Origin of the sequence: Mesorhizobium sp. M0166, from assembly GCF_040322255.1 — a bacterium.
Lineage (GTDB): Bacteria > Pseudomonadota > Alphaproteobacteria > Rhizobiales > Rhizobiaceae > Mesorhizobium.
Window position 1 is genome coordinate 113204 of record NZ_JAMYTD010000017.1, and the last position, 20960, is coordinate 134163.

The 20960-nt window shown below is 61.9% G+C and carries 21 protein-coding genes and 1 pseudogene; 15 read left to right on the forward strand and 7 right to left on the reverse strand.

Annotated features, from left to right (window positions below; all coding sequences use genetic code 11):
* Positions 1–9: 9 nt before the first annotated feature.
* Positions 10–804, forward strand: a complete 795-nt coding sequence (locus NKJ46_RS19565) for a YdcF family protein (RefSeq protein ID WP_352666580.1) — start codon at positions 10–12, stop codon at positions 802–804.
* Here the strand turns inward: NKJ46_RS19565 and NKJ46_RS19570 are convergent.
* Positions 753–1496 carry a DUF599 domain-containing protein gene (locus NKJ46_RS19570; protein ID WP_352666582.1) on the reverse strand — a complete coding sequence of 248 codons (744 nt, stop codon included), beginning with the start codon at positions 1494–1496 and terminating at the stop codon, positions 753–755. The two genes, NKJ46_RS19565 and NKJ46_RS19570, sit on opposite strands and share 52 nt — an antisense overlap.
* Positions 1497–1666: 170 nt before the next feature.
* On the opposite strand from NKJ46_RS19570, the gene NKJ46_RS19575 reads away from it, so the two are divergent.
* The 4 genes from NKJ46_RS19575 (at position 1667) to NKJ46_RS19590 (ending at position 5147) form a co-directional block, all read left to right on the forward strand.
* Positions 1667–3070, forward strand: coding sequence for an L-serine ammonia-lyase (locus NKJ46_RS19575; protein WP_352666584.1), 1404 nt, complete (start codon positions 1667–1669; stop codon positions 3068–3070).
* An 84-nt stretch (positions 3071–3154) separates the two neighbouring features.
* A complete protein-coding gene (locus NKJ46_RS19580; protein ID WP_352666586.1) occupies positions 3155–3592 on the forward strand; it encodes a DUF1489 family protein in 438 nt (145 codons plus the stop codon).
* A 125-nt stretch (positions 3593–3717) separates the two neighbouring features.
* The gene (locus tag NKJ46_RS19585; protein ID WP_352666587.1) at positions 3718–4449 is read left to right on the forward strand and encodes a vWA domain-containing protein; all 732 of its coding nucleotides are present in this window, start codon (positions 3718–3720) and stop codon (positions 4447–4449) included.
* The gene (locus tag NKJ46_RS19590; RefSeq protein WP_352491541.1) at positions 4449–5147 is read left to right on the forward strand and encodes a DnaJ domain-containing protein; all 699 of its coding nucleotides are present in this window, start codon (positions 4449–4451) and stop codon (positions 5145–5147) included. The genes NKJ46_RS19585 and NKJ46_RS19590 overlap by 1 nt, the downstream gene beginning before the upstream one ends.
* Before the next feature lie 48 nt (positions 5148–5195).
* Here NKJ46_RS19590 and NKJ46_RS19595 read toward each other — a convergent pair whose 3' ends face one another.
* Positions 5196–6584: an SPOR domain-containing protein gene (locus NKJ46_RS19595; protein ID WP_352666590.1), complete on the reverse strand. Its 1389-nt coding sequence runs from the start codon at positions 6582–6584 to the stop codon at positions 5196–5198.
* A 299-nt stretch (positions 6585–6883) separates the two neighbouring features.
* On the opposite strand from NKJ46_RS19595, the gene NKJ46_RS19600 reads away from it, so the two are divergent.
* From NKJ46_RS19600 to clpA, 3 genes are all read left to right on the forward strand, one after another.
* Positions 6884–7213, forward strand: a complete 330-nt coding sequence (locus tag NKJ46_RS19600) for a phasin family protein (RefSeq protein ID WP_352666591.1) — start codon at positions 6884–6886, stop codon at positions 7211–7213.
* Between the two features lie 274 nt (positions 7214–7487).
* The gene (gene clpS / locus NKJ46_RS19605; RefSeq protein ID WP_023717744.1) at positions 7488–7814 is read left to right on the forward strand and encodes an ATP-dependent Clp protease adapter ClpS; all 327 of its coding nucleotides are present in this window, start codon (positions 7488–7490) and stop codon (positions 7812–7814) included.
* A gap of 6 nt (positions 7815–7820) precedes the next feature.
* A complete protein-coding gene (gene clpA / locus NKJ46_RS19610; protein ID WP_023674922.1) occupies positions 7821–10289 on the forward strand; it encodes an ATP-dependent Clp protease ATP-binding subunit ClpA in 2469 nt (822 codons plus the stop codon).
* 95 nt (positions 10290–10384) lie between these two features.
* Here the strand turns inward: clpA and NKJ46_RS19615 are convergent, their stop codons facing one another.
* From NKJ46_RS19615 to NKJ46_RS19630, 4 genes are all read right to left on the reverse strand, one after another.
* A complete protein-coding gene (locus tag NKJ46_RS19615) occupies positions 10385–10816 on the reverse strand; it encodes an HIT family protein (RefSeq protein WP_352666592.1) in 432 nt (143 codons plus the stop codon).
* A 118-nt stretch (positions 10817–10934) separates the two neighbouring features.
* On the reverse strand, positions 10935–12149 hold the full coding sequence (locus tag NKJ46_RS19620; protein ID WP_352666594.1) for a GNAT family N-acetyltransferase: 1215 nt from the start codon (positions 12147–12149) through the stop codon (positions 10935–10937).
* A 40-nt stretch (positions 12150–12189) separates the two neighbouring features.
* On the reverse strand, positions 12190–12918 hold the full coding sequence (locus NKJ46_RS19625; RefSeq protein ID WP_352666596.1) for a glycerophosphodiester phosphodiesterase: 729 nt from the start codon (positions 12916–12918) through the stop codon (positions 12190–12192).
* A 14-nt stretch (positions 12919–12932) separates the two neighbouring features.
* Entirely contained in the window at positions 12933–13397 is a 465-nt protein-coding gene (locus NKJ46_RS19630) for a RidA family protein (protein ID WP_352448812.1), read from the reverse strand.
* Positions 13398–13535: 138 nt separating this feature from the next.
* On the opposite strand from NKJ46_RS19630, the gene NKJ46_RS19635 reads away from it, so the two are divergent.
* From NKJ46_RS19635 to tsf, 5 genes are all read left to right on the forward strand, one after another.
* Positions 13536–14363: a cell envelope integrity EipB family protein gene (locus tag NKJ46_RS19635; RefSeq protein ID WP_352666597.1), complete on the forward strand. Its 828-nt coding sequence runs from the start codon at positions 13536–13538 to the stop codon at positions 14361–14363.
* Between the two features lie 135 nt (positions 14364–14498).
* Positions 14499–15797, forward strand: coding sequence for a lysophospholipid acyltransferase family protein (locus NKJ46_RS19640; protein ID WP_352666599.1), 1299 nt, complete (start codon positions 14499–14501; stop codon positions 15795–15797).
* 43 nt (positions 15798–15840) lie between these two features.
* Positions 15841–16119 (forward strand): DUF4031 domain-containing protein, encoded by a 279-nt coding sequence (locus NKJ46_RS19645; RefSeq protein WP_352666601.1) that lies wholly within the window; start codon positions 15841–15843, stop codon positions 16117–16119.
* 204 nt (positions 16120–16323) lie between these two features.
* Positions 16324–17121 (forward strand): 30S ribosomal protein S2, encoded by a 798-nt coding sequence (gene rpsB / locus NKJ46_RS19650; RefSeq protein WP_031211288.1) that lies wholly within the window; start codon positions 16324–16326, stop codon positions 17119–17121.
* A gap of 118 nt (positions 17122–17239) precedes the next feature.
* Positions 17240–18163 carry a translation elongation factor Ts gene (gene tsf, locus NKJ46_RS19655; RefSeq protein WP_352666603.1) on the forward strand — a complete coding sequence of 308 codons (924 nt, stop codon included), beginning with the start codon at positions 17240–17242 and terminating at the stop codon, positions 18161–18163.
* Position 18164: 1 nt separating this feature from the next.
* On the opposite strand, the gene NKJ46_RS19660 is transcribed toward tsf, so the two are convergent.
* Complete coding sequence (locus NKJ46_RS19660) at positions 18165–19103, reverse strand: LysR family transcriptional regulator (protein WP_352666605.1); 939 nt, start codon at positions 19101–19103, stop codon at positions 18165–18167.
* Positions 19104–19217: 114 nt separating this feature from the next.
* Between NKJ46_RS19660 and NKJ46_RS19665 the strand changes: the two genes are divergently transcribed.
* Both NKJ46_RS19665 and NKJ46_RS19670 read left to right on the forward strand, forming a co-directional pair.
* On the forward strand, positions 19218–19646 hold the full coding sequence (locus NKJ46_RS19665) for a nuclear transport factor 2 family protein (protein WP_352666607.1): 429 nt from the start codon (positions 19218–19220) through the stop codon (positions 19644–19646).
* 54 nt (positions 19647–19700) lie between these two features.
* Positions 19701–20805: pseudogene (locus NKJ46_RS19670) on the forward strand (aldo/keto reductase).
* Positions 20806–20960: the final 155 nt, after the last annotated feature.

Below are 20960 nucleotides of genomic sequence, written 5' to 3' on the forward strand. Positions count from 1 at the left end.
GGGTGAGGGATGTTCTTCTATGTCTCCAAGGTTATCGGGTTCTTCGTCGAGCCGTTGAATCTCGCGATCTTTCTGCTGCTGGCGGGGATGGTCGCGGCGATGCTCGGGCGGCGACGGTTGGCGACCGCCGGCAGCACTCTTGCCTTCCTCATCCTTGTTGTTTCGACATGGAGCCCGCTCGGACCCATGATGCTCAATCCGCTGGAGGAGCGCTTCCCCAGGCCGCCGCTGCCGGAAAAGGTTGACGGTATCATCGTGCTTGGCGGCAGTCTGGATGGCGCCGTCAATCTGGTGCGTGGCGGCTATGAAATGAACGCCAGCGGCGACCGGATGGTCGAGGCTGCCGTGCTGGCGCGGCGGTTTCCGACAGCGAAAGTCGTTATCTCCGGTGGCAGCGTCGAAACGTTCCGCGGCGGCGAAGGCGATGCAGATACTGCGCCGCGTCTTTTTGCCGCTTTCGGCGTGGCGGCCGATCGGCTGATCCTCGAGAACAAATCCCGCAGCACCTACGAGAATGCTGTCTTCACCAGGGAACTGGTGACGCCGAAACCGGGGGAGACATGGCTGCTGGTGACCTCGGCCTTCCACATGCCACGCGCCAAGGCGCTGTTCGACAAAGCTGGCTTTTCGACCGTTCCGTGGCCGGTCGACTATCGCACCTCCGGCAGGGAAAGCATCGGCACCTTGCCTTATCCCGGCGACTGGCTGGAGGTCACCACTGTTGCGATCCGCGAATGGATTGGGCTCACCGCCTATTGGCTGTCGGGCCGCATCGATCGGCCTTTTCCCGGACCGGGCGGCTGACCGAGCACCGCCTGCCGCGCCGCCGAGAAAAACTGGCGGCGCACCAGTACCGCCAGAAGCAGCAGCGTCGATAGCACGAAGACTGTGGGATCGACGAACCAACCGAGATAGCCGATCGAGAAGAACACGCCGCGCAGGCCCGAATTGAAGTGCTTTCCGGCCAGCATGTTCATGCGCGCGGCACGCCACACCGCCGTTTCGGTGACCGGATTGCGCGACGCCTCGCCATGTGGAATCGGCACGGCGCCGATCAGGATCGAGCAATAGTTGAACAGCCGGTAAGCCCAGCCGAACTTGAAGAAGGAAAAGGCCAGGATCAGCACCAGCCCGAACACCTTCGTCTGGAAGGCCGCGCGTGAGGACGTGGCGCCAAACGGCAGGTCGCTCAGTACGGTCAGAACCTGATCCGAGGCGCCGAGCAGGGCAAAACAGCCGCCGATCGCAATCAGCGAACTGGAGGCAAAGAAGGCGGTCCCCTGTTGCAGGCCGCTCATGATAGCGGTGTCGACGATGCGGATCTCGCGTTCGGCCATGGTCCGCATCCAGGCCTCGCGCTGCGCGTTCATCGCCCTCGTCAGCGACATGCGGCTGACCAGCATTCCGTCGGCGGCGAGCGTATGCAGCACCCACGCGGCAAGGAAGAACCCCAGCGCGGCAAGATCGGCCGTCGATAGATGAAAGGAATCGCTCATGCATTGCTTTTACCACAGGCGGCGCTAACGCTTCGATGGCCTAAGCTGGAATGTCGCTGCCGGAGCAAACAAGGTCGGCAGGCGCAGCGCCGCGGTCCTTAAAACAGCGGAAAACATCATGGGAATTCCTATATGTAGACCTCAACAGGGTCCCAGGAGAAAACGCCCACGTGTTCCTTTCGGTTTTCGACTTGTTCAAGATCGGCATTGGCCCATCGAGTTCGCACACGATGGGGCCGATGACGGCTGCGCGGCGGTTTCTCGACGAGATTGCGGGAGACGACTGGCCGCGCCCGGCCGGCGCCAAGGTCGACCGGATCGCGGCCAGCCTGCATGGCTCGCTCGCCTATACCGGCATCGGCCATGGCTCCGATCGTGCCGTGGTGCTCGGCCTCGCCGGCCAGACGCCGCAGACGGTGGATCCCGACCAGGCGGACGGCATCGTCGCTCGCATCGCCGCCGAGAAGCGGATTTCGCCGCCCGGCCATCCGTCCTATCGTTTCGACCCGGCAACGGATCTTGTGCTGGATCGCAAGACGCCGCTGCCGGGTCACGCCAACGGCATGGCCTTCTCTGCCTATGATGCCGGTGACCGGTTGCTGCTGAGGCGCGTCTATTATTCGATCGGCGGCGGCTTCGTAGTGTCCGAGGAAGAACTGCAGCGGATGAAAGCAAGGGGCTCGGCGACAACCGAAGGCAAGAAGGTTCCGTATCCGTTCAAGAATGCCGTCGAAATGCTATCGATGGCAGCAAAAAGCGGGCTTTCCATTGCCGAGATGAAGCGCGTCAACGAGGAGACGCAGATGTCGCGCGGGGAGCTCGACGCCGGCCTCGACGGCATCTGGAGCGCCATGAAGGGCTGCATCGAGCGCGGCCTGTCGCAAGACGGCATCATGCCGGGCGGACTGAAGGTGCGCCGCCGCGCCCGGATGCTGCACGACAAGCTGCAGGAGCAATGGCAGCAGAACCGGCCCAACCCGCTGCTCGCCAACGACTGGCTGTCGATCTATGCGATGGCGGTCAATGAGGAGAATGCCGCCGGCGGACGTGTCGTCACCGCGCCAACCAATGGGGCGGCCGGCACCCTGCCCGCAGTGCTGCGCTACTGGTTGCATTTTCATCCCGAAGCCGACCAGCCCAGCATCCGCGATTTCCTGCTGACGGCGGCGGCCGTGGGCGGCATCATCAAAACCAATGCTTCGATCTCGGGGGCGGAAGTCGGCTGCCAGGGCGAGGTCGGTTCGGCTTCGGCAATGGCTGCGGCGGGATTGTGCGCCGTCATGGGCGGCACGCCCGAGCAGGTCGAGAACGCTGCCGAGATCGCGCTGGAACATCATCTCGGCATGACCTGCGATCCGGTCGGCGGCCTGGTGCAGGTGCCGTGTATCGAGCGCAACGCGCTTGGCGCCGTCAAGGCGGTGACCGCCGCTTCGCTGGCCATCAAGGGCGACGGCGTTCATTTCGTGCCGCTCGATGCCGCGATCGAGACGATGCGCCAGACCGGCCTCGACATGAACGAAAAGTACAAGGAAACCAGCCTTGGCGGATTGGCCGTCAATGTCGTGGAGTGCTGAGCGCCATTCTGGGGGCCGGACCACCACTGTGGAGAAGTCGATCAGGCCGTTGACGCGTTCGCGTGCTGGACTAAACCTTAAACGATGTCTCTCAATCTCATAAAGCTTTGCGTCGGCTGTGACAGCGTCGAGGATCTGGAGGAGTGGATCGCCTTCCGTCTCGACGAGCGGCGCCGCGCCGGCGAACCGGCCGAGCACTATCACACCACCCGCATGGTGCCGACACGCGGCGCCGAGATTACCGACGGCGGCTCGCTCTACTGGGTGATCAAGGGCAATGTCCAATGCCGCCAGCTGATCACCGAAATCCGGCCCTTCACCGATGACAAGGGCATCGGCCGTTGCCATCTGATCCTCGATCCCGAGGTCGTGCGAACTGACTGGCAACCGCGCCGTGCATTCCAGGGGTGGCGCTACCTGAAGCAGGCGGACGCGCCGGCCGATCTCGGCAAGGGCAAAGCCGGGCTGATCGAGATGCCGCCGAAGCTCAGGCGTGAGCTTGCCGATCTCGGCCTACTCTGACGCCAAGAAACGCAGCGCCAAGACCACCAGCCGAAGCGCTTGTCCGCAGTTGCCATCATCACCGGTCCTCCAGGTCGCCTCATCTGGGCTTGCAAGCCGGGGAACAACGCCACATCTTGAATGTCATGAGCGACAAGAAGCAGTCCGTGCCTGCAAAGGCCAATCCTGCGCCGGTCGAGTCTCAATCGAGCACCGGCGAAATCGACGCGTTTCTCCGTCAGGCAAGGACGCTCGCTGCATCCGCCACCGGTTCAGGCAGGCTGATCCTGTCCCTTGACGCGACGATGAGCCGCCAGCCGACCTGGGATCTCGCCTGTGCGCTGCAGGCCGAGATGTTCGACGCCGTCGGCAAGGCCGGGGCGCTCAAGGTTCAACTTGTCTATTTTCGCGGCCTTGGCGAGTGCCGCTCCTCCGCATTCGTCACCGATACCGAAGCTCTGAAACAGCTGATGACGCGCATCGACTGCCGCAGCGGCCATACCCAGATCGGCAAGGTGCTCGCCCATGCGCTGAAACAGACGGCGGCGGCCAAGGTCAACGCGCTGGTCTATATCGGCGACGCGATGGAAGAAAACATAGATGATCTGGCCGAAAAGGCCGGCAGCCTCGGTCTGCACGGAGTTCCTGTCTTCGTCTTTCAGGAAGGTCATGATGCCGCTGCGGAAAAGGCGTTCAAGGAAATTGCGCGGCTGTCGAAAGGGGCCTGGTTCCGGTTCGATCGACGGGCTGCCGCAACCTTGGCCGGCCTGCTGTCGTCCGTCGCCGTGTTTGCGACCGGCGGGCTGAAAGCACTGGAGGCCCGGGGCAGGCCGGAGGACCGGCTGATGATCGAGCATATGCGGGGCGGCGGAAACTGATGGGCGCAATTATCGCTTTTGTAGCATTGCTTCTAGTGCTTCTCGGCACGCTCACCATCTTCCTGCGCGCCGATCCGGCGAAGCTTGCAGGCGGCATGAGAACGCTTGGACCTGTGCTGCTCGGGCTGGTCGGCGTCGCCGTGCTGCTGGTCGGGCGCGAGGGCATCGGCGGCTTGATCCTGTCGGCTGCGCTCGCCTGGTACGGCTCCATGCGCATGAATCGGCCGGCAGCCAAACTGGCACCAGGCAAGCGTTCGACAGTTCGTACCGCGGCGCTTGAGATGGAACTCGATCACGATACCGGCGGCCTCGAAGGCCTTGTGCTGGCCGGGCGCCATGAGGGCAAGATGCTTGGCTCGATGGGGCTTGCCGAATTGCAGCAACTCTATCGCGAACTCTCCGGCGATCCGGAGAGCCGCCAATTGCTAGAGACGTATCTTGACGGCAGATTTCCCATCTGGCGCAAAGACGCTGATGCGAATGGTGGCGAAGGGCTGGGTGTTGCGCCAGGTTCTGGCGCCATGACTAAGGAGGAGGCCTACAAGATCCTTGGTCTTGAAGCGGGGGCTGCCGCGGCGGATGTCCGCAAGGCGCACCGCCGCCTGATGCAGCGCCTGCACCCCGATATCGGTGGCACGTCTTTCCTGGCGGCGCGGATCAATGAAGCCAAGGACGTCTTGCTCTCCAATCACAACTAGTCTCCTTCGACGCAGAACTTTCGGGAAAGATATCGTTTCGGGCGCCGCTTACTGCTGGACGGCGTAACACTCGATCTTCTTCTTTTTCAAAGCGTTGCAGGCCTTCCAGGCAGCGGTCTTCGAACCGAAACCACCGAACCGGGCGCGGTAGTAGGTGACGCCGTCCTTGTCGAAGGCGACGGTGAAACCGGAGGCATCGGCCAGAACGGAGGGCGCCTGCTTCGTCGCCTTGTCGAGGAAAGCCTTCGCTTCGGCCTGTTTTGGCGAAGAGGCGACCTGTATTGCCCAGCCGGATGGCACCGATGCCGTGCTGACCGGATCGACCTCTGGCGCCGGTTCGGCATAGGCTGCGGCGACCCGGGCTGTCGCCACATCGTCCACTGTCGCCACGGCCGTCGTCTTGACCCTCTTGGCCTGAACGACCGGAGTGGTTTCTTCAACGACGGGCGCATTTTCCTCGACAAGGGAGGCAACGGCATCGTCGTCCGGCTTACTGTCCGGTGTCGGAGCGTCATGCTTCGGTAAAAGCACCTTGGCCAAGGCTGAAATCGGATTGCCCCCGCTAGCCTTGGCAATCAGCACGCCGCCGCCGCGCGACGACGCCTTCGGCATGTAGTCATTGATCAACCCGGCCATCTGGCTGTCGCGGCTGCCGCCGGACCTGCCGCCCATGACCACCGCTACGATGCGCCGATCGCCATCTGAGACCGAGGAGACCAGATTGTAACCGGAGGCGCGGGTGTATCCGGTCTTGATGCCGTCGACGCCCTTGATGCGTCCGAGCAGCCGGTTGTGGCCGTTGATGCGCTGCCGCCCGTAAAGAAAGGAGCGCTGCGAGAAATAGCCGTAATATTGCGGAAAATGCTCTCTCAGGGCGATGCCGAGCATCGCCATGTCGCGCGCGGTCGTGAACTGGCCGGGATCAGGCAAGCCGTTGGCGTTGCGAAAAACGGTTCCCCTCATGCCCAGAGCGCGCGCCTTGGCGGTCATCATGCGGGCGAAATTGGCTTCATTGCCGCCGAGCATCTCGCCAAGCGCCGTTGCAGAATCGTTTGCCGATTTGGTCACCATCGACAGGATCGCGGTCTCGACCGTGACCGAGCCGCCCCGCTTGACGCCGAGCTTCGTCGGCGGTTCGGCAGCGGCATTGGCCGAGAACACGACCGGGGAATTCTTGCTGATCCTGCCCTTCGCCAACGCCTCGAACGTCAGATAGAGCGTCATCATCTTGGTAAGCGATGCCGGATAGCGCCGGCCATCGGCGTCCGACGAATAAAGCACCTTGCCGGTCTTGGCATCGATGACGATGGCTGCCGACTTGGCCGCCATGGATGAAGCCGCATCCGCGACGACGAAGCTCATCGCCATAGCGAGGATCATGATCGTTTTGAGGGGGGACGCGGATTTGGAAACGAAGCCCGACAACGCCTTACGCACTGATAGTTCCTTTGAATTTCCGTTGCCTTGGAGGCGGCAAAGGGTCCTGCCTCACCTCCGGCCACGCTAACGCGGGCAGCGTTACCAATCCGTTTATGGTAACCGCCGCGTTCACCATTTTCTGCGGGATTGAGCTTCTCTTTATTCGAATCTTAGCGATTACCGGCAGCTCACGATGCGTATTGCCGCGGGAATCTTGACTTTTGTGCACTGCACAATATATTTACACGCATTGCACAACGCGGCCCGGACAAGGCGCGTCTATCGTCCAAAGGCAACCGTTCAAGGGAATGCGTGAAATGACCCAGACCTATGAAGATTTCAGCAAATACGGCAAGGAATTTGCGGACACCGGATTGAAGAGCTTCGCCTCGCTGTCCAAGGGTGCGCAGGCTATCGCCGCCGAGGCGGGCGAGTACACCAAGAAAAGCTTCGAAGCCGGTAGCGCCGCTGTCGAGAAGCTCTTTTCCGCCAAGTCGCTGGACAAGGCGATCGAGATCCAGTCCGACTATGCCAAGCAGTCCTATGAGAGCTTCGTCAGCGAGGCCACCAAGCTTAGCGATCTCTATGCCGAACTCGCCAAGGAAGCCTACAAGCCGTTCGAATCGATCGTCGCCAAGGCGAAGTAAATTCGACGAACGTTCCGAGCCGGCCCTTGGGCTTGCGAAGACAGACCCGGTCGCGAACGCGCGGCCGGGTTTTTTCATGCCAGCTCGAAATTGAGGGCCTGCGGTCTTCACGATTTGAAAAATCGGTCAAGTTTGGCCACCTAGCCATATTGTCAGCTAAACAGAAGGGCTTAAAATCGTCCATCGAACACCTACATGTCGAGCATGCATGAGGATTCGAAAGAGGCAGGACTACGTGACTACAGGTTTGACTGCCACGAGCTACGTGGTGCGAATGCAGAACGGCAGCAACGGCAATGAGGCCGGTCGCGGCACGGCCGTCATCACGCGCACAAAAACCAAGACCAAGAAGCCCAGTCTGTACCGGGTCCTCATTCTTAACGACGACTACACACCCATGGAATTCGTGGTCCACGTGCTGGAGCGCTTTTTCCAGAAGGACCGCGAAGCCGCCACACGCATAATGCTTCATGTTCACAATCATGGGGTGGGCGAGTGCGGGGTCTATACATTCGAGGTGGCCGAGACCAAAGTGTCTCAGGTCATGGATTTCGCCCGACAGAATCAGCATCCGCTGCAATGCGTGATGGAGAAGAAGTGAGGTAACATGCCGGCTTTCTCCCAAGGCCTGGAAAAGGCGCTTCACCAAGCGCTGACGCTCGCCAATGAGCGGCACCATGAATATGCAACCCTTGAACATTTGCTGCTCGCCCTGATCGATGACACCGAGGCGGCCGCCGTCATGCGTGCCTGCAACGTCGATCTCGACGAGTTGAAGCATACGGTCCTCACCTATATCGACACCGAACTCGACAACCTCGTCACCGGCTACGATGAAGATTCCAAGCCGACCGCCGGTTTCCAGCGCGTCATCCAGCGCGCGGTGATCCATGTGCAGTCGTCAGGCCGCGAGGAGGTGTCCGGCGCCAACGTGCTCGTCGCCATCTTCGCTGAGCGTGAGAGCCACGCCGCGTACTTCCTGCAGGAACAGCAGATGACCCGCTACGACGCGGTCAACTATATCTCGCATGGCATTGCCAAGCGCCCCGGCGCTTCCGAGACGCGGACGCCGCGCGGCGCCGACGATGAGCAAGGCAGCCAGAGCGGGGCCGAGCCGCAAGAGGAAGGCGGCAAGAAGAAGCAGCAGCAGGACGCGCTGACTGCCTATTGCGTCAACCTGAACAACAAGGCCAAGGCCGGCAAGATCGATCCATTGATCGGTCGCGAGAGCGAGATCAACCGGACCATCCAGGTGCTGTGCCGCCGCTCCAAGAACAACCCGCTCTATGTCGGTGATCCCGGCGTCGGCAAGACGGCGATCGCCGAGGGCCTCGCCAAGCGCATCGTCGAGGGCGACGTTCCCGAAGTGCTGCACAATGCCACCATCTTCGCGCTCGACATGGGCACGCTGCTGGCCGGCACCCGTTATCGCGGCGATTTCGAGGAGCGGCTCAAGCAGGTCGTCAAGGAGCTCGAGGATTATCCCGGCGCCGTGCTGTTCATCGACGAAATCCACACCGTGATCGGGGCAGGGGCCACCTCCGGCGGCGCCATGGATGCATCGAATCTGTTGAAACCCGCACTGTCGTCAGGCGCCATCCGCTGCATCGGCTCTACCACCTACAAGGAGTTCCGCCAGTTCTTCGAGAAGGACCGCGCGCTGGTGCGGCGCTTCCAGAAGATCGACGTCAACGAGCCGACGGTCGAGGACGCCATCGAGATCATGAAGGGCCTAAAACCCTATTTCGAGGAGTTCCACAAGGTCCGCTACACGAGCGAGGCGATCAAGGCTTCGGTCGAGCTCTCGGCACGTTACATCAACGACCGCAAGCTGCCGGACAAGGCGATCGACGTGATCGACGAGACCGGCGCCTCGCAGATGCTGGTGCCGGAAGCCAAGCGCAAGAAGACCATCGGCATCAAGGAGATCGAAGCGACGATCGCCACCATGGCACGCATCCCCCCGAAGACGGTTTCCGCCGACGACGAGAAGGTGCTGCAAGGCCTCGACATCGAGTTGAAGCGCGTCGTTTACGGCCAGGACACCGCGATCACAGCGCTGACCTCGGCCATCAAGCTGGCGCGGGCCGGCCTGCGCGAACCGGAAAAGCCGATCGGCTCGTACCTGTTCTCGGGCCCGACCGGTGTCGGCAAGACGGAAGTGGCCAAGCAGCTCGCCGCCTCGCTCGGCGTGGAACTGATCCGCTTCGACATGTCGGAATATATGGAACGCCACACCGTTTCGCGGCTGATCGGCGCGCCTCCCGGCTATGTCGGCTTCGACCAGGGCGGGCTTCTGACCGACGGCGTCGACCAGCATCCGCATTGCGTGCTGTTGCTGGACGAAGTCGAGAAGGCGCATCCGGACCTGTTCAACATCCTGTTGCAGGTCATGGACCACGGCAAGCTGACCGACCATAACGGCAAGCAGATCGACTTCCGCAATGTCATCCTGATCATGACCACCAATGCGGGCGCATCCGATGCGCAGCGCGCAGCCATTGGGTTCGGTTCGACCAAGCGCGAAGGCGACGATGTCGAGGCGATCAACCGGCTGTTCACGCCGGAGTTCCGCAACCGTCTCGATGCGATTATTCCGTTCGGCTCGCTGCCGGTGCCGGTCATCCATCAGGTGGTGCAGAAGTTCGTCATGCAGCTGGAAGCGCAGCTTTCCGAGCGTGGCGTGACCTTCGACTTGTCGCAGGATGCAATCGCATGGCTGGCCGACAAAGGCTACGACGAGCGCATGGGCGCCAGGCCGCTTGGCCGTGTCATCCAGGAGCACATCAAGAAGCCGCTGGCCGACGAGGTCCTGTTCGGCAAGCTCAAGAAGGGCGGCACGGTGCGTGTCACCGTCGAGAAGAAGGAAACCGGTGAGACCGGCCTGAAGCTCGAATCGCTCGCCGACGAGGCGCCGGTGAAGCCGAAGAAGGAAGAGCCGGACGACGTGCCGAAGGCCAAGAAGGCCGTGGCGAAGAAGCCCGCCGCGAAAAAGGCGGTGGCGCAGAAGCCGGAGCCGAAAGGCAAGGATGGCGGCAAGCGCAGCCTTGTGCCGCAACTGCCGCGCAAGAACTGACGAACCAGCCAGTAAAAAAGCCCCGGAAACGGGGCTTTTTTTTATGACACCTTCCGGTTATGCACCCGGCGCCCGCCGGAGCGGTTTGCGCCGGTTCAGCTTGCCAGCGCCATCCGTATCTTGCCGGCGTTCTCGGCCAGGACTTCAGGCTTTTCCATCTGTCCGCTGTGCGGCTTCAAGGGAATGCCCTCGAAGCGCGGAATGACATGGACATGGAGGTGGAAAACGGTCTGCCCCGAGGCTGGTTCATTGAACTGCATAACCGTGACGCCATCGGCATCGAAGGCCTTCTTTACGGCCCGCGCAACTTTCTGGACGTGAGCGAAGAGCGGGCCAAGCACCGCCGGATCCGCGTCGAGCAGGTTGCGTGACGGGGCTTTCGGCACCACCAGCGTGTGACCCTGTCCTTGCGGCATCACATCCATGAAGACCATGACCGCGTCATCCTCGTAGACGCGGTGCGAAGGAATTTCTCCGCGCAGGATTTTTGCGAAGATGTTGCTGCTGTCGTAGGTTGCTTCGGCCATGGCGCGCTCCGGTTCTTGGCTCGCTGTCTCGTGTAGCGAAGCTGTTCCGGGCGGGCAAGACGATCGGTCGACATCGGCCGTGCCGGCCCGCTCGGCTGAGCGATTGGGGCTCGCTACTCTACTCCGCCATGTCCTTGCGGAACGGAGTGTGCTCTTCCAGATATTCGCTCATCCGCTCGACTTCGCGCCGCTCGCGCTGGAGGTAGTCGGCCACTGCATTGCGCAGACCTGGATGGGCGATGTAGTGCGCCGAATGCATTGTCACGGGCCGGTAGCCGCGCGCCAGCTTGTGCTCGCCCTGCGCACCGGCTTCAACCACCTTCAGCTTGCGCGAGATGGCGAAATCGATTGCCTGATGGTAGCAGACTTCGAAATGCAGGAATGGGTGGTCTTCGATGCAGCCCCAGTTGCGGCCGTAGAGCGCGTCTGAGCCGATGAAGTTGATGGCGCCGGCAATGTAGCGCCCGTTGCGTTTGGCCATGACCAGCAGGATGTCGTCGGCCATGCGCTCGCCGATCAGCGAGAAGAAAGCGCGGTTGAGGTAGGGCCGGCCCCATTTCCTGCTGCCGGTATCCATGTAGAACGCGAAAAAGTCGTCCCAGGCCTTTTCGGTCAGATCCTTGCCGGTCAGCCAGTCGATCGAGATGCCGTCGGCGAGCGCCTCGCGCCGCTCTTTCTTCATTGCCTTGCGCTTGCGCGAGGCTAACGTCGCGAGAAAATCGTCGTAGCTCGAAAAGCCTTCGTTGAAGAAGTGAAACTGCTGGTCGGTACGATGCAGGAAGCCGGACGCTGCCAATATCCGGACGTCGTCTTCCGGCGCGAAAGTAACATGCGCGGAAGACACGCCCAGCTTATCCGTCACCGCCTTCAGGCCGGCCGCAAGCCCGGCCTTGACGGTAGGGCTGTCCTCGCCCTTGCCGACGAGCAGGCGAGGGCCGGTGACGGGTGTGAACGGCACCGCGCATTGCAGCTTCGGGTAGTAGCGCCCGCCGGCGCGCTCGAATGCGTCCGACCAGCCATGGTCGAATACATATTCGCCCTGGCTGTGCGACTTCAGATAGCAGGGGACCGCCCCGAGCAGCTTGCCTCGGGCGGTTTCCAGCCTGAGGTGATGGCCTTGCCAGCCGGTGCGCCGAACAGCGCAGCCCGAATCTTCCAGCGCGCTCAAAAAAGCGAATGAAACAAGCGGATTGTAGCCGTTTTCTGCATCACCGCGTGTAGTGCCGCCGAGGCTGTCCCATTCAGCGCTGGTAAAGGCGCCGATACCCGCGGCGATGCGGATCGACAGTTCCGCATTCGCCGTTTGTCTTTCGCAGTCGTCCCCTTGATCCATGAGGCTTACTTAAGCTCGCTGCGGACCCATACAAGCCCGCTCAGGCAAGCCGTACCAGATCGGGCTCGAATCCTTCGAACGTCATCTGGTCGGCATATTTGAAGGTCAGATCGACGGCAGGCTGGTCGTGCACGGTCCAGGTGATCACCGGCATGCCGAGTCTTTCTCGCACGAAGGAGACGAACCGGTTCGGCAGGTCGCCGGCGGCGTAGGAGGTAAAGGCGATGTCATGCGCCAGCATGGCGAAATGCGCCTCGATCAGGTGGTTGTCGTTGCCGTAGGCGGTCAACCCGCCGGGTATGCCGGGTGCATGTTTCGCGAACTCGCGGATCAGCCAATGGTCGAACGACATGATCGCGGTCCTGCCCTTGTAATGTTTGAGCATCTTGCCGACGCTTTCGACCAGGCCTTCGTCGTGCCCGGCAGCGCCTTTCAGCTCGATAACCATCGGCACACGGCCGTCGACCAGATCAAGCGCCTGCTGTAGCGTCGGCAAATGGTCAGCGGTGCCGCCGACCGTCAGCGCCGTGATCTCGGCAGCGGTACGCTGCCAGACGAAGCCGTCCTTGCCGGTCAGCCGCCGCAGATCGCCATCGTGGATAATGACGGGGACGCCGTCGGATGACAGGTGCACGTCGCACTCGATCGCATAGCCGCGCTCGGCCGCCGCGGCGAAGGCGGAAAGCGTGTTCTCCCAGCGCGTCTTGTTCATGTCGTGGAGGCCGCGATGGGCGACGGGCCGGGCAGTCAGCCAGGAAAGATCGGTCATGGTCTCAGTCCCGGTCATTCGACTTCGAAGATCGCTTCGATTTCCACTGCGGCATTAAGCGGCAGGGAGGCGGTGCCGACGGCGGAGCGTGCGTGCTTGCCGCGATCGCCGAGCACGGCGGCGAGAAAATCCGAGGCGCCGTTGGCAACCAGATGCTGTTCGACAAAATCCGGTGCCGAGGCGACGAAGACGGTGATCTTCACCAAGCGACGGATTTTCTCGAGATCGCCAAGTGCCGCCTGGGCCTGCGCCAATATGTTGATCGCACAGTATTTTGCGGCTTCCTTGCCGGTCGCGGTGTCGACATCGCGGCCAAGCAGTCCGCTCGCCTGGAGCTTGCCCTCCTTGAGCGGCAACTGCCCGGCGGTGAACAGCAGATTGCCGGTCCGGCAATAGGGCACGTAATTGGCGGCGGGCGCGGCGGCGGCCGGCAGCGTCACGCCGAGATCGCTTAGCCGCTTTTCGATTGTTTCGCTCATGCTATTTCCCTATTGCTTGAAGGTGCCGCGCAGGCCGGGCCGAAATTGCTATTTTTGCCTCGCTTCCGCCACGACTTTTTTTAAGCTGGACCATCTTTCCATGCGGCCTGCCATTAGCCGCGATGATCGGAGCACCCCATGCGCGCAACGCGCCTCGCATTCAACGCCGTTCTCTTGACAGCGGCTTCCTGGGCGGCTCCCGCTTTTGCGGTGCCTGCGCTGCAGGCGCATCGTGCTGTTTACGACATTTCACTCGACAAGGCCTCAGACCGTTCCGGCATTACCGGCATCACCGGCCGGATGGTCTACGAGTTCAACGGCTCGCCTTGCGAGGGCTATACGGTAAAGTTCCGTTTGGTGACCCAGATCGTAACCAGCGACAACACCAGGCTGACCGACCAGCAGATGACCACCTTCGAGGATGCCGAGGGCAAGACCTTCTCCTTCGTGAACAAATCCTTTGTCGACCAGAACCTCGACAAGGAGGTCAAGGGTACCGCGACGAAGGAAGCCAACGGTCTCAAGGTCGATATCGACAAGCCCGAGAAGAGCAGCCTGGAACTTGCGCCGACCCAGTTCCCGACCCAGCAAATGGTCGAAATGATCGGCAAGGCGGAAAAGGGCGAGCGTTTCTACGAAACCAACCTGTTCGACGGCTCTGAGGATGCCAACAAGGTGGTAACCACCACCGTTGTCGTCGGCAAGCAAGCCGATGCCGACAACACCGATCCGGAAGCGCCGGCGCTGGCCAAGCTCGCCACCGACAAATACTGGCCGGTCGACATCGCCTACTTCGATGATGCCGACAAAGGCGGCGAGGAGGTGCCGGAATACCGGATCAGCTTCAAGCTGCACAAGAACGGCATCACGCGCGATCTCGTCATGGACTATGGCGAGTTCTCGATGACCGGCAAACTGGTCAATCTGTCACTATTCGATCAGCCAAAGACCTGCCCGTCGAAATAGGCTCGAACCACCGACAAGCCGCCGGCCGCTATCCGGGATAGTAGCGCTTGATCTTGTGGGGCATGTCGCATCGACTTGAGCATGCCGCAATTGCCAATCAACGTTTTACGACGGTAAGCGCCGCGGGGGAGCAGGTTGAGCAGGATCGACGTTTTTGTGGCGCCGCGGCCCAATGCGACGCTGATCAAGGCCATGACATTCGTCAACCGGATTGTCATGCTGCACGGCATTCCGGGGCTTCGCGACCTGTTGCCATTCAACCGCCTGGCCGGTTTGCGCGGCGTCGCCAATGTCCGTCACATCGATTTTCCGGAGGATGACCGGCAAAGGCTGAAGGCTTGTTGCGGTGCGGGCAAGGCGACGTTCATCACACCCAACCATCCCGAATTCTTTACCGACTGGATGATCGACAAGGAGGTCGTGTCGCGGGTAAGCCCACTGGCGGCATCCTGGGCCACGCACGGCGTCGTCAATGGGCTTGGCCGGCTGATGCAGAAATTCTGGTTGGCCAACAATCTGATCGCGCAAATCCCCGGCAACAGCGCGGCCGCCAAGGAACATTCGGTGGCCTGGGCGCTGAAAGGGCACGGCGTGCTGCTGCATCCCGAAGGCGGTGTCGGCTGGCATGCCAACATCATTGCCCCGCTGCTGCCAGGCGCGGTCGAGATGGGGTTCGAGGCGCTGAAGCGCGGCCGCCTGACGGATCCGGATTTCAAGGTTTGGATCGCGCCCGTGATCTGGAAGCTCGCTTTCACGGGGAATGTCGAGGCGGCGCTGGCAAAGGAATGTGCCTATGTCGAGCACAGCCTGAAGATCGAACGCCGTGCCGCCAATACGCTGCCGGAGCGCGTCCATCATATCTACGCGACGCTGCTATCGCGCGAAGAGGCTGCAAATGGCCTGCGATCAGATGAGCGGGCTTCGTATGACGCACGTCAGAAGGACCTGCTGACCGAACTAGGCCGTCGCCTTGCCGAACTTGTTTCGCTCGACGCCGGCACGCTCGACAATGCCGACCTTTTGCGCCGTTCGCGGCGCTGGCTGCGAGAAAACACAGACGGCACCGGACGGCAGAAGCAGGTCCGAATGCTGGCGGATACAATCCAGCGCCTGCAGCGTGTCGGGTCGTGGGCTTCAGCCAATCCGCGCATCACGCAGGAGGAGATCGCCGAACATTTGAAGCGAATCCGCAACGATTATTGCAAGGGTACGCTGCGCGATACGATCAACCGTTTCGTGCCGCAGCCGGCAGGCCCGCGCCGCGCTCATATCCGTGTACCGGAGCCGCTAGGCTTGCACGCCTATCAAGGCTCCGTCGAGGAGGCACTCGCCGAACTGCACGATCGGATGCAGGAGACCGTCACCAGGACGATGACGCAACTCGAGGCCGGCGGCGGGTTCATTTTCTATGCCAATCCCTTCTATCATCGTTAGCGGTGTGTTGGTCGGCGCAAGATGAAGGAGTGCGGCAAGCCTCATGGCGGTCTATGTCGATGCGGCGATCTGGAAATGGGTCGGCCACCGCTGGTGTCATCTGCTGGCAGACGACACCGACGAGCTGCATCGCTTTGCTGGGCAGCTCGGCATCAAGCGCTCGTCCTACCAAGGGCCGCCGAAGACATCGGCACCGCATTATGACATAACCGGGCTCGAGCGCGACCGCGCAGTGCGGTTAGGCGCCATCGAATGCAGCCGCGAGGAGATCGTCGCCGTTTTCCGGCGTGTGCGCGTGCCGAAGGCGAAGATGCGGCGATGACACCGGTGCGCTGATCGCCGCACGCTGAGCCGCAACACGCCACAACGCTTGCGTTTGTCGCGCTTCCCCTCTATATGCGCGCTCATTCCACACACGGACTTTGGTGTCTGCCCGGGAGAAATCCGGCTGAAACCTCCGGTGGCGTTCGAGGACAAAGTCCAAAAATGCCTGTGTCCGTGGAGGCTAACCGGAAAGGAAATAAGAATGGCTCTGCCTGATTTCAGCATGCGCCAGCTATTGGAAGCTGGCATTCACTTCGGCCACCAGACCCACCGCTGGAACCCGAAAATGGCGCCCTATATCTACGGCGCCCGCAACAACATCCACATCATCGACCTCTCGCAGACGGTGCCTTTGCTGCACCAGGCGCTGAAGCAGGTTTCCGACACTGTTGCCAAGGGCGGCCGCGTGCTGTTCGTCGGCACCAAGCGCCAGGCCTCCGACATCGTCGCCGATGCCGCGCAGCGCTCGGCCCAGTACTATGTCAACTCGCGCTGGCTCGGCGGTATGCTGACAAACTGGAAGACGATCTCGAATTCCATCCAGCGCCTGCGCAAGCTCGACGAAATGCTGGCCGGCGAGGCTCAGGGCCTGACCAAGAAGGAGCGCCTCAACCTCGACCGCGAGCGTGAGAAGCTCGACAAGGCGCTGGGCGGCATCAAGGATATGGGTTCGACGCCCGATTTGATGTTCGTGATCGACACCAACAAGGAAGCGATCGCGATTCTCGAGGCCAAGCGTCTCGGCATCCCGGTCGTTGCCATCATCGATTCCAACTGCGACCCGGACAAGATCGACTTCCCGATCCCCGGCAACGACGACGCGGCCCGCGCCATCCAGCTGTATTGCGATCTGATCGCGAAGGCAGCTATCGACGGCATCGCCCGTCAGCAGGGCGCGCTCGGTGTCGATATCGGCGCATCGGTCGAGGCTCCGGTCGAGCCGGCGCTCGATCAGACCCCGGCCGCCGAGAGCCCGGCAGCCCAGACGCCGGAAGCATAGTAGCGAAGGCCGGCTGCGGCCTTCATCTTTCCAATATGTTGGCGCGGTAAGCGCTACCGCACCAGGCGCATCATCGAAAATCGATGGTGCGTCGGTGCATTTAGACAAAGAGGCAACAATGAGCATTTCGGCTGCACAGGTCAAAGAACTCCGCGACTTGACCGGCGCGGGCATGATGGACTGCAAGGCGGCGTTGAACGAAACCAACGGCAACATGGAAGAAGCCATCGACTGGCTGCGCAAGAAGGGCATTTCCAAGGCCGACAAGAAGGCTGGCCGTACCGCTGCCGAAGGCCTGATCGGCGTCGATTCCGGCGTCCGCGAGGCAGCGATCGTCGAGGTCAATTCCGAGACGGACTTCGTTGCGCGCAATGCTGCGTTCCAGGAGATCGTCGCCAATGTCGCGAAGGTCGCGCTTGCCTATGGCGGCAAGACCGAGGCCGTTGCCGCCGCTCCCTATCCGGGCTCGGGCAAGTCGGTCGCCGAGACCATCAAGGACGCTGTCGGCACCATCGGCGAGAATCTGGGCTTCCGCCGCTCGGCCAAGCTCACCGTCGAGCACGGCGCTGTCGCAACCTACGTTCACAATGCGGTCGCCGACGGCCTTGGCAAGCTCGGCGTGCTGGTGGCCATCGAGACGACAGGCAACGCGCATGCCGCCAACGCCTTCGCCCGTCAGGTTGCCATGCATGTCGCTGCCACCAATCCGATGGCCTTGACCACCGAACAGCTCGATCCGGCCGCGGTGGAACGCGAGAAGGCGATCTTCGCCGACCAGGCGCGCCAGTCCGGCAAGCCGGAAGCGATCATCGAGAAGATGGTCGAGGGCCGTTTGCGCAAGTTCTACGAAGAGGTCGTGCTGCTCAAGCAGGCTTTCGTGCTCAATCCCGACATTACCGTCGAGAAGGCGCTGAAGGATGCCGAAAGCGAGATCGGCGCGCCAGCCAAAATCGCTGCCTATCTGCGCTTCGCGCTCGGTGAGGGCATCGAGAAGGAAGAGACCGATTTCGCGGCGGAAGTCGCGGCAGCGGTCAAGAAGTAAACTATTCCTTTAAAAGGTTTTTTCGGCCGGGTGTCCGCGAGGATGCCCGGCCGATTTCTTGCGCGGTGTCGATAAAGGCGCGGAGTTTCGGGGCCATCGCGGCGCGGCGCGGGAAATAGAGGAACAGTCCCGGCTCCTCGATCGATGCCTCGCCAAGGACTTCGACCAGCCGGCCTGCCTCGATGTCGGGCTTGACAAGCGGCTCGAACAGATAGGCGAGGCCGATGCCGGCAAGCGCCATTTCCCTTGCCGACAGTGGATCGCTGACGACCACGCTGCCGCGTGTCTCGACGCTGATATCCTTGCCCTGATCGGACAGATCCCAGCGATAGAGCGCACGTGATCGCAACAGCCGATAGCCGATGCAGTTGCAGGTGGACAGATCCGCAATTGTTCGCGGCTTTCCGTGGCGGCCGACATAAGCCGGAGAGGCGACAATGGTCGTCCGGAACGGCTGAGTCAGCCGCACCGTCACCATATCCTCGGCGATCATCTCGCCCAGCCGGATGCCAGCGTCGAAACCCTCGCCGACGATATCGCTCAGACGTTCGTCGGTGACGATCTCCACCGTCACGTCAGGGTAACGTTCCGCCATCACCGTCAGGATGGGCGTCAGCGCCAGAGGCAGCGCCAAACGCGGCGCGTTGATCCTGAGCAGTCCGCTTGCCCGGCCTTTGACAGAGCGGATACGTTCGATCCGGTCGGCAATGTCCTCCAGTGCCGGCTCCGCCGCAGCGACAAGCGCGGTGCCAGCCTCGGTCAGCGAGACGCTGCGCGTGGTGCGGGCAAACAACGGCTGGCCGATCCGCTCCTCCACCAGCCGAACCGCATGGCTGACCGCTGACGGGCTCATGCCGAGCTCGGCGGCTGCCGGCGCGAAGCCGGCACGCCGCGCGACGGCAACGATTATAGGTAGGTGGCTAAGCAGATCGCGATCCATTCATGCATGATATCGCATAGTGCATGCGGATAATGCAATCTTATCGGTGGGGAAAGGAGGGCGCATCTTTGGCTGCATCACACGGCAATCGCCGAGCAGCCAAGGAGATGTCCAATGACCGACCCCGATTCCGAACGAACCCGTAATCTCGAGACCGTGCGTAAATTCTTTGATCTGATGCACCGCAAGGACATTGAGGCATGGGGCAACCTTTGGGCTGAAGACGGCCGAATCCTTATCTTCTACCCGCCGGCAGGATTTGGAAACAGCATCGATGGCAAGGCCGCGATCCTGGCGGCCTTCCGAGGCCTCTTCGGCAATTTCGAATCTTTCGATTCGCAGCTGACAGCCATCTATCCGGCAGTAGATTCGGACGCGATCGTCGTTGAGTACAAGAACCGCGCGGTGCTGATCGGCGGCACTGAATACACCAACAGCAATATCGCGATTTTCCGCTTCAAGAGCGGTCTGATCAGCGCCTACCACGATTATTTCGATCCGCGCCGGTTCCAGGTGGTGGTCGATGCGCTGGCCAAGGCCTGACTGCGTATCCCAGGCAAGACCTCAATCCCGCTTTTCAAACTTCAGGAGAAATCCATGACCATGTCCTACTACACGCTCGGCAACAGCGGGCTGCGTGTCACCCGCCTGGCGCTCGGCACCATGACGTTCGGCACGGAATGGGGCTGGGGCGCGGAGAAGGAAACCGCGCGCGCCTTGGTTGATGCCTATGTCGAAGCCGGTGGCAATTTCTTCGACACCGCCGATCTCTATACCGGTGGCACGGCCGAAACGTGGCTCGGCGAATTCATCGCCGAGCGTGGGCTGCGCGACAAGGCGGTGATCAGTACCAAATTCACCTACAACGCCGAACCGGGCAATCCGAACGCCGGCGGCAACGGCCGCAAGAACATCCTGCGAGCGGTAGACGGTTCGCTAAAGCGGCTCGGCACCGACTACATCGACCTCTACATCCTCCATACCTGGGACAGGCTGACACCACCGGAGGAGGTGATGCGGACGCTGGACGATCTGGTGCGCGCCGGAAAGATCCGGCATGTCGGTCTGTCCGACGTGCCGGCCTGGTACGCAAGCCGGGCGCAGGCGGTCGCCGAGCAGCGCGGCTATGAACCGGTTTCGGCGCTTCAGCTCGAATATTCGCTGGCCGAGCGCAACATCGAGCACGAGTTCGTGCCGTTCGGCACGCGCTATGGCGCCGGAATCATGGTCTGGAGTCCATTGGCCAGCGGCCTGCTCAGCGGAAAATACCGTTTCGATACAATCGTCAAGGATGGTGGCCGGCTGGAGACAATGCGTGGTTCGACCAATCCCGGTTTCCAGAAATTCACCGATCGCAACTGGCAAATCGTGGCCGAACTGGAGACGGTTGCCGGCCAGCTCGGCCGCAGCATGGCCCAGGTCGCCCTGAACTGGACGGCAAACAGGCCAGGCATTGCGTCCGTCATCGTCGGCGCCACCAGGCTTGACCAGCTCAAGGACAATCTCAGCGCGCTTGATTTCGACATTCCCGAAGATCTTCGGGCACGGCTCGATGAGGTGAGCCGGCCGGTCACGCCCTTTCCGTATTCGTTCTTCGGCCCTGAAACAAGGCGGCCTGACCGGTGGACAGGCGGTGGGCGGTAAGCCGGCAAGTTATCTGCCGGACCTGTTCATGCAAGGCACTTTTGCCGGCGTGAGCTGACGGCTATCCCGGTCGACGATCTCAACTTTCCGGCTCGGGGGCCCCCGGGCCACCCGGCCCCCCGGGGGTTTTGGGGCCCCCCGGGGTTTGGGGGGGCCCCCAACACCCGCCACCCCCCGGGGCGGCGCGGGGGTTTTAAACAAGGGGGCCGGCGC

Coding starts and splice junctions, on each gene's coding strand:
- NKJ46_RS19580 (WP_352666586.1), top strand. CDS start 3,155: ATGTCTCTCAATCTCATAAAGCTTTGCGTCGGCTGTGACAGCGTCGAG.
- NKJ46_RS19570 (WP_352666582.1), bottom strand. CDS start 1,496: ATGAGCGATTCCTTTCATCTATCGACGGCCGATCTTGCCGCGCTGGGG.
- NKJ46_RS19625 (WP_352666596.1), bottom strand. CDS start 12,918: ATGACCGATCTTTCCTGGCTGACTGCCCGGCCCGTCGCCCATCGCGGC.
- NKJ46_RS19645 (WP_352666601.1), top strand. CDS start 15,841: ATGGCGGTCTATGTCGATGCGGCGATCTGGAAATGGGTCGGCCACCGC.
- NKJ46_RS19635 (WP_352666597.1), top strand. CDS start 13,536: ATGCGCGCAACGCGCCTCGCATTCAACGCCGTTCTCTTGACAGCGGCT.
- NKJ46_RS19630 (WP_352448812.1), bottom strand. CDS start 13,397: ATGAGCGAAACAATCGAAAAGCGGCTAAGCGATCTCGGCGTGACGCTG.
- clpS (WP_023717744.1), top strand. CDS start 7,488: ATGCAGAACGGCAGCAACGGCAATGAGGCCGGTCGCGGCACGGCCGTC.
- NKJ46_RS19590 (WP_352491541.1), top strand. CDS start 4,449: ATGGGCGCAATTATCGCTTTTGTAGCATTGCTTCTAGTGCTTCTCGGC.
- NKJ46_RS19565 (WP_352666580.1), top strand. CDS start 10: ATGTTCTTCTATGTCTCCAAGGTTATCGGGTTCTTCGTCGAGCCGTTG.
- NKJ46_RS19665 (WP_352666607.1), top strand. CDS start 19,218: ATGACCGACCCCGATTCCGAACGAACCCGTAATCTCGAGACCGTGCGT.
- NKJ46_RS19615 (WP_352666592.1), bottom strand. CDS start 10,816: ATGGCCGAAGCAACCTACGACAGCAGCAACATCTTCGCAAAAATCCTG.
- rpsB (WP_031211288.1), top strand. CDS start 16,324: ATGGCTCTGCCTGATTTCAGCATGCGCCAGCTATTGGAAGCTGGCATT.
- NKJ46_RS19600 (WP_352666591.1), top strand. CDS start 6,884: ATGACCCAGACCTATGAAGATTTCAGCAAATACGGCAAGGAATTTGCG.
- NKJ46_RS19585 (WP_352666587.1), top strand. CDS start 3,718: ATGAGCGACAAGAAGCAGTCCGTGCCTGCAAAGGCCAATCCTGCGCCG.
- NKJ46_RS19620 (WP_352666594.1), bottom strand. CDS start 12,149: ATGGATCAAGGGGACGACTGCGAAAGACAAACGGCGAATGCGGAACTG.
- NKJ46_RS19660 (WP_352666605.1), bottom strand. CDS start 19,103: ATGGATCGCGATCTGCTTAGCCACCTACCTATAATCGTTGCCGTCGCG.
- tsf (WP_352666603.1), top strand. CDS start 17,240: ATGAGCATTTCGGCTGCACAGGTCAAAGAACTCCGCGACTTGACCGGC.
- clpA (WP_023674922.1), top strand. CDS start 7,821: ATGCCGGCTTTCTCCCAAGGCCTGGAAAAGGCGCTTCACCAAGCGCTG.